Consider the following 1,689-nt stretch of genomic DNA (forward strand, 5'->3'; position numbering starts at 1 on the left):
ACAAGACACACAGATTCTTCAATCCAAATATTTTGAAAATTTGAGTTGAAGTCAATTACAGCACGTAATTCATCATACTTTTGCCCAGGTTCTTTCAAATCATAGGCAATAATGTATGGCTTCATTTAATCACCTCCTTATTAGAGGATGACTTAATTTTAGCAGAAAGAAGAAAGAGAAAATGGAAGACTTAATCAACATTCAAATCAAAGATAATCAGCAATTAGTTTCAGCAAGAGAACTTCATAAGGGCTTAGGTCTAAAGAAAAAGTTCTCTGCTTGGTGGGAACAAAGTTCCAAGAAATTCGAAAGCGGAACAGATTATACGAGGGAACCTGAAAGTTACCTCGTTAAAAGTGGCAATGGAACAGTAAGAAAATATGACGATTGGCTACTAACTATTGATATGGCAAAAGAGCTTTGCATGATGTCAGAGACTGCTAAAGGTCAAGAGGTTCGCCGGTACTTCATCCAAGTCGAAAAGAACTGGAACTCACCCGACATGGTAATGCATAGAGCGTTGGAGATCTCTAATTCAAGAGTCAAGGAACTTGAAGGAAAGAACAAGGCTTTGCTACTTCAAGCTGAAGAAATGAAGCCTAAGGCATTGTTCGCTGATTCGGTAGCAACCAGTAAGTCAACCATCTTGGTCGGTGAATTAGCCAAGATCTTACGTGGTAACGGCGTAGATATTGGAGCAACACGGTTGTTCAAGTGGATGCGTGAACATGGCTACCTGATCAACCGTAAGGGTAGTGACTGGAACATGCCAACACAGAAGGCAATGAACCTCGGCTTGTTCAAGATCAAGGAAACAACGATCACACACAGTGATGGTCATGTATCTACTTCTAAGACGCCGAAGGTAACTGGCAAAGGTCAACAGTACTTTATCAATAAATTTCTGAAGGATAGCAAAAAGCCCAATGCCAAGGAAATTGCTGAAATGGTCAAGAAGGAAATTGGCAAGAGCTTAGGCAACATTGGCAATGAATATGGCTTAGATCCAACAGTTTATTAACTAAGAAAGGAAAACGAAAATGGAAAACTACATCGACATGGCAGCACTTGACCATCACTTTAGTCAAATTGCGCGGCGAGTTTTCCTCGAGGAACACGCCAAACAATCCGGCATTTCAAAGAATGAATTAAGAGACATGGTGCGGATGATGGTTCAGCAAAGAGCTTTTAACAGAAAAGATGCTGCTAAATACATTGGTAAAACACCAAGCTACATCAACCAATTGGTTGATAAGGGTTTGCTAAAAAGCACAGTTAATAACGGCTCAAAGTACTATCTCAAAGAAGATTTAGATGAGTACCTAGAGTCAGGAATCACAACAAGGAAGGCAATTTAAAATGAGTAAGTTCGATAAATGGGCATTGCACTTTGCAGAAACAGGTTTGACCTACTTTGCAGAAGCTTTTAACAGCATTCTGAAGTGGGGCGCAATCATTATTGGTACGTTGGTAGTCATCGAGCAGATCACAATCTTTGCGATCAACTACTTAACAACACTATTTGTTAGATAAGGAGCAAGAAAATGAGAAAGGTAACAGTTAAAGCTTTGGAAGACGCAGTTAAGAATGACAAGACCTATGTGGTTATTGTCAGAGACGGCGCTAAATTGATCATGGACGCACAAGGTAACCCGTTTGTGATGGGCGCTTACTTAAAGTACGCGCTCG

The 1,689-nt window shown here is 40.2% G+C and carries 3 protein-coding genes; all 3 read left to right on the forward strand.

All coding sequences use genetic code 11. From position 1 onward, the window contains the following. The first annotated feature begins 181 nt into the window (after positions 1-181). From EJK17_RS11150 to EJK17_RS11575, 3 genes are read left to right on the forward strand one after another with little or no spacing between them, the layout of a single operon-like run. Positions 182-1,021 carry a phage antirepressor KilAC domain-containing protein gene (locus EJK17_RS11150; RefSeq protein WP_103662696.1) on the forward strand — a complete coding sequence of 280 codons (840 nt, stop codon included), beginning with the start codon at positions 182-184 and terminating at the stop codon, positions 1,019-1,021. A 19-nt stretch (positions 1,022-1,040) separates the two neighbouring features. Continuing rightward, positions 1,041-1,358 (forward strand): helix-turn-helix domain-containing protein, encoded by a 318-nt coding sequence (locus EJK17_RS11155; protein WP_103662697.1) that lies wholly within the window; start codon positions 1,041-1,043, stop codon positions 1,356-1,358. Between the two features lies 1 nt (position 1,359). Further along, entirely contained in the window at positions 1,360-1,533 is a 174-nt protein-coding gene (locus tag EJK17_RS11575; protein WP_161494939.1) for a hypothetical protein, read from the forward strand. Positions 1,534-1,689 lie beyond the last annotated feature (156 nt).

Origin of the sequence: Lactobacillus xujianguonis (assembly GCF_004009905.1) — a bacterium.
In the GTDB taxonomy this organism is placed as follows: Bacteria; Bacillota; Bacilli; order Lactobacillales; family Lactobacillaceae; genus Lactobacillus; species Lactobacillus xujianguonis.